The organism is Mesorhizobium sp. M7A.F.Ca.CA.003.01.2.1 (genome assembly GCF_003998945.1).
In the GTDB taxonomy this organism is placed as follows: Bacteria; Pseudomonadota; Alphaproteobacteria; order Rhizobiales; family Rhizobiaceae; genus Mesorhizobium; species Mesorhizobium ciceri.
In genome coordinates this window covers 1-2237 of record NZ_RZRA01000917.1, presented here as the reverse complement: position 1 = coordinate 2237, position 2237 = coordinate 1, and the positions used below count along the sequence as shown (strand labels likewise).

The following is a 2237-nucleotide window of genomic DNA, read 5'->3' as shown; positions in this document are numbered from 1 at the left end:
GCCGAAGGCGATGGCCCCCTTACACGTCAGCGAATAAGCCGGAATCCAAAGCGGCCCCGTCTCTCTCGACGGGGCCGCTTTGTCGTTGTTGTTAATGCCAGTAAGGCGTGACCTTGTAATAATTGTAGGATTCGTCGCGCGCCGCCTCGCCATCGGCACCGGTCAGTTCGTTGATCGAATAGGCCGGTGCCGCCATGAGTTGTTCCTTGGAAAACGGCACGACATAACCGCCCTTGTCCTCATCATAGTCGAGGCTTGCCCAGGGAATGGCGTGATATTTCTCGCCGATGCCAAGGAAGCCGCCAAAACCGATGACCGCGAACATGATCCCGTTCGTCATCTTGTCGAGCATCACATCCTCTATGCTGCCGATGCTTGTGCCTTCGGTGTTGTAGACCGATGTGCCGATGACCCGCGAAGCGGCAATGGCTTGGGTGTGGCCAGTCTGGGTTGCCATGATTGTGCTCCTCATTGTGGTTTCGAACCATAATTGGACAATGAGGGGCGCGGGCGAAGGTTCCCGACTTTTTCGGCGTCGACCGATCACTCCGCGAGGATGAAGGTAACCTTCATGTTGACGCGATAAGCAACGATCTTGCCGTCCTGGACGACGATCTTCTGGTCCTGGATCCAGGCGCCCTCGACGTTCTTCAGCGTTTTGGATGCGCGCGCAATTCCCTGTTCGATGGCGTCCTGAAAGCTCTTCTTCGACGACGATGTGATTTCGGTGACGCGGGCGACAGACATGGCTTCCTCCTGCCAAAACGCTCATTTGCCGGTAGAGCGTACAGGCGGCTTGCGCCGTCCACAAGCATCGGCGGTCGACAGAGGATATTGTCCGGCCTAGAGACCCTTGGCGATGCGGTCGAATGCCATCAGCCGCTCGAGTAGAGCGGGCATGTCCTTCAACGGCAGCATGTTGGGGCCGTCGGAAGAGGTCGAGTTGCCAGGATCCTGATGGGTCTCGATGAAGACGCCGGCAACGCCGACAGCGACGGCCGCGCGCGCCAGCGTCTCGACAAAACGACGTTCACCGCCCGAGGAACCGCCCTGCCCGCCCGGCTGCTGCACCGAATGGGTCGCATCGAAGATCACCGGCGCGCCGATCTCTGCCATGACAGGCAAAGCGCGCATGTCGGAGACCAGCGTGTTGTAGCCGAAAGAAGCACCGCGCTCGGTGGTCAGCACATTGGCATTGCCGGATCCGGTGATCTTGGCGACGACGTTCTTCATGTCCCAGGGGGCAAGGAACTGTCCCTTCTTCACGTTGATGACCTTGCCGGTTTTCGCCGCGGCGACCAGCATGTCGGTCTGGCGCGACAGGAAAGCCGGAATCTGCAGGACATCGACATGCGGCGCCACGATGGCGCACTGCTCCTCGGTGTGGACATCGGTCAGCACCGGGAGCGAAAATTCCTTGCGCAGTTCGTCGAAGACGGGAAGTGCCGCGTCCATGCCGGCGCCGCGCGTCGCCGACAGCGAGGTGCGGTTGGCCTTGTCGTAGCTGGTCTTGTAGACGAGGCCTATTCCGAGCCTGCCGGTCAGTTCCTTCAGCGCGCCGGCCATGTCGAAAGCGTGCTGACGCGACTCGAACTGGCACGGGCCGGCGATCAGCGACAGAGCCGCCTTGTTGTCGAAGACGACATTGCCGACAATTACCGCTGAATTGGGCGCGACGGGCTTGTTCATTTGGTCTCCCGGAAGATGAAAGCCGCGCCCTGTCCGGGTGCAGGCTGCACGACAATATCATTGCCCGCTATATCGTGTTGGATGGAATTGGCCGCAAGCAGCCTCGATGTCACATTGGCGTTCCGAACCGAAAAGACCACCGCTGCGAAGCGTAGATCTGTCGGCGCGCCGGCCGGCAGGCCAAAGCGCGCGGTGAAAGCCGCGCGGTCAAGCACGCTCAAATCTGCATTCGGCAGGGAAAACATGCCGCCCTGCCTTTCGGCGGCCGGATTATCCACCGAGATAGAAATCAACTCATGCTGCTTTCCAGGCGCATCGCTGACCGCCAAGATCTCGACAATTCCGGTCGCGCCGTTGGTGTGGGCCTGCAAAGCCGCGCGGTCGACATCAGGCGCGTTGACCCGCTCGCAGGCAAACAGGAAGGCGTCCGTGGCTTTGGCTCCGGCCGCGAAAGCGAGCTTGAACGATGCGATGTCGCTCTTGCCGGCCGGGTCGGTGAAAGCGCGCGAAAAACCCAGCATGTCTCCCGCCGAGATGCCGACCATGCA

General features: G+C 60.7%; 3 protein-coding genes and 1 pseudogene. All 4 read right to left on the bottom strand.

Annotated features, from left to right (window positions below; genetic code table 11):
- Nucleotides 1-91: 91 nt before the first annotated feature.
- The gene (locus tag EN969_RS27645) at nucleotides 92-457 is read right to left on the bottom strand and encodes a PRC-barrel domain-containing protein (RefSeq protein ID WP_024505095.1); all 366 of its coding nucleotides are present in this window, start codon (nucleotides 455-457) and stop codon (nucleotides 92-94) included.
- Between the two features lie 86 nt (nucleotides 458-543).
- A complete protein-coding gene (locus tag EN969_RS27640) occupies nucleotides 544-747 on the bottom strand; it encodes a dodecin family protein (protein WP_013531476.1) in 204 nt (67 codons plus the stop codon).
- A 96-nt stretch (nucleotides 748-843) separates the two neighbouring features.
- Nucleotides 844-1689, bottom strand: coding sequence for a 3-deoxy-8-phosphooctulonate synthase (gene kdsA / locus EN969_RS27635; protein ID WP_063168052.1), 846 nt, complete (start codon nucleotides 1687-1689; stop codon nucleotides 844-846).
- A pseudogene (locus EN969_RS27630) lies at nucleotides 1686-2237 on the bottom strand (VOC family protein); the annotation flags it as partial. The gene kdsA and the pseudogene EN969_RS27630, both read right to left, overlap by 4 nt.